At 56.7% G+C, this 2,566-nt stretch carries 3 protein-coding genes; 2 read left to right on the forward strand and 1 reads right to left on the reverse strand.

Annotation, left to right across the window (positions count from 1 at the left end; all coding sequences use genetic code 11):
- Positions 1-79: 79 nt before the first annotated feature.
- Positions 80-352, reverse strand: coding sequence for a hypothetical protein (locus tag BTH42_RS35770; protein WP_075305524.1), 273 nt, complete (start codon positions 350-352; stop codon positions 80-82).
- Here BTH42_RS35770 and BTH42_RS33860 point away from each other — a divergent pair.
- A complete protein-coding gene (locus BTH42_RS33860; RefSeq protein ID WP_083655044.1) occupies positions 351-1,601 on the forward strand; it encodes a glycosyl hydrolase in 1,251 nt (416 codons plus the stop codon). The two genes, BTH42_RS35770 and BTH42_RS33860, sit on opposite strands and share 2 nt — an antisense overlap.
- Before the next feature lie 399 nt (positions 1,602-2,000).
- The coding region (locus tag BTH42_RS33865) for a WD40/YVTN/BNR-like repeat-containing protein (protein ID WP_372237310.1) at positions 2,001-2,566 on the forward strand (566 nt) is incomplete at its 3' end.

Here is a 2,566-nt window from a genome sequence, read left to right on the forward strand (position 1 = left end):
TATTTCGACGCAACCACAAATACGCAATATGGCCTGTATGGCTATACGCTGAAGAGGCGAACCTGGTAAATGGATCCACTCAGTTGGCAGATTCAAAGATTTTTCCTTCAAGACCCACCCCCTCGCTTACCTCGATGGTGGACTCGCTGATCTGCAGCTCCCGGACCTGAAAGAAATTATGGGCGGACCTGCGCTTGAAGAATGGGCCGACTGGGGCACCTGCCAGCAGGTCGTGGAAAGCGGCAAGGTGGTAGCGGGTAAATAGATCAGCGATGCTTGGGAGGCAACGAAGACTGATGTTGCCGATCCCGTTAGCACGGCGCTGGGCCGCCTGATGGAGGCAAAGTGACATGCAATCACGGATGCGCTGGACACTTATCGGCGGCGGACTCCTGCTCGTCGCTCTTGCAACTTACGGATACCACAGAATGACAGTGCCAGCCTGGCAGACCATTTCGACGTCCTTCATGAAGAACGACAGACCGTATGGCGGAGGCAATGCGCGAATCAAGGGAAACGACGTGATCAGCCTCAAGATTGCGGACCCTATAGTCACATTCAAGCCTGTTTCGCAGCGAACCGATCCGGAACGTGCCGAGCCAACCGAAGCGTGGATGAGCAATGCTGACGAGACGCTCAACCGCAGAACCGTTAGTTTCTTCCGCGGCACAATCGACGGAGGCTTGACGCGCACCTTTCATCAGCTGGGACAGAGCACAGCCTGGGGGTATTCGAAGGATTGGATGACGCAGTACGTCAGCACGGACTGGATGGACTACAAGATTCCTGAGCCTCCAAGTGGCGCGACACCGCATTTCACGAAGCTTTTCCGCTCTCACGACGGCGGCCGGAACTGGACCCAACTTGATTGGCCCGAGAACCAGCGGATTGACCAGCTGCTTTTCCTCGATCCGGATCGTGGCTACGCGGTCGGCGTGGGGCCACGCCTCTGGCGCACAGCTGATGGTGGGCGCACATGGAAGAAAATCCCGGTTCCGCTTCAGGCAATGGCCAGTGACGCGGAGCAAAGCACGTTTGCCGCAGTGGACCTCAGTCCGGAGGGGGTGTTGCGTGTTGCCTATTATGTGCCGCAAGAATTTGAGGATTCGAAACCTGAAAGCATAGTTGACAGACTGAAGTGGAATAGCGAGGCCTTTGAGACCGAGGTGAAGCTTCCTGATCAGGTCGTCGTCTATCTCCAGACCGAGCAGGTGCCACCAGACTATGGCTACGCCGTCTACGCGATCTCGAAGCTTGGACGCCCCCCCAACTTCCTGGTCGCGAGCGACGACGACGGTGACCGCATTGGCGCGATATCAAAATGGGGGAATAAGGGCACCCAGACAGTCGAGCAGGTCCACACATTTGATAAGCGCTTCAGGCTGGAAGGTTTCAGTGTCGGCCAGCGCGGCGTACTGCTCGTGTACGCGTCGGATGCGAGCGGAGATGGTGCGCCGCGGGACTTCACCCTGGTCAGCAAGGACTACGGAAAATCATGGTCTGAAGTCAACGACGGCATTACGCAAGGTGTCTATTTCGACGCAACCACAAATACGCAATATGGCCTGTATGGCTATACGCTGAAGAGGCGAACCTGGTAAATGGATCAACTCGGCTGGCAGATTCAAAGAATTTGCCTTCAAGACCCACCCCCTCGCTTACCTCGATGGGGGACTGGCTGATCTGCAGTTTCCGGATCTGAAAGAAATTATGGGCGGACCTGCGCTTGAAGAATGGGCAGACTGGGACACCTGCCAGCAGGTCGTGGAAAGCGGCAAGGTGGTGGAGGGGTAAATCGATCAGCGATGCTTGGGAGGCAACGAAGAGTGATGTTGCCGATCCCGTTAGCACGGCGCTGGGCTGCCTGATGGAGGCAAAGTGATATGCACTCACGGATGCGTTGGACAATCATCGGCGGCGGGCTCCTGCTCATCGCTCTTGCAGCTTACGGATACCACAGAATGACAGTGCCAGCCTGGCAGACCATTTCGACGTCGTTCATGAAAGACGACAAGCCGTATGGCGGCGGCAATGCCCGAATCAAGGGAAACGACGTGATCAGCCTCAAGGTAGCGGGGCCGAATATTACTTTCAAGCCCGTTTCCGAGCGAGCCGATCCGGAATATGCGGAGCCAGTCGAAGCATGGATGAGTAATTCTGCCGAGAGACTCAATCGCAGAACCATTGGTTTTTTTCGAGGCACTATTGACGGCGGACTGACACGCACATTTCATCAACCTGGACAGGATGCGGCCTGGTGGTATTCGAAGGATTGGAGCACGCAATACGTCAGCACAGACTGGATGGACTACGTAAAGGCCCGGCAAAAGAGGAATGAATTAGCGCCGCACTTCACCAGACTCTGGCGCTCTCGCGACGGTGGCCGGAACTGGACCCAACTTGACTGGCCCGAGAACCAGCGGATTGACCAGCTGCTTTTCCTCGATCCGGATCGTGGCTACGCGGTCGGCGTGGGGCCACGCCTCTGGCGCACAGCTGATGGTGGGCGCACATGGAAGAAAATCCCGGTTCCGCTTCAGGCAATGGCCAGTGACGCGGAGCAAAG

Origin of the sequence: Burkholderia sp. SRS-W-2-2016 (assembly GCF_001931485.1) — a bacterium.
Taxonomy (GTDB): domain Bacteria; phylum Pseudomonadota; class Gammaproteobacteria; order Burkholderiales; family Burkholderiaceae; genus Paraburkholderia.

Excerpts from the sequence above, each read along its gene's own strand:
- BTH42_RS33860 (WP_083655044.1), top strand. The coding sequence starts at position 351 with ATGCAATCACGGATGCGCTGGACACTTATCGGCGGCGGACTCCTGCTC.
- BTH42_RS35770 (WP_075305524.1), bottom strand. The coding sequence starts at position 352 with ATGTCACTTTGCCTCCATCAGGCGGCCCAGCGCCGTGCTAACGGGATC.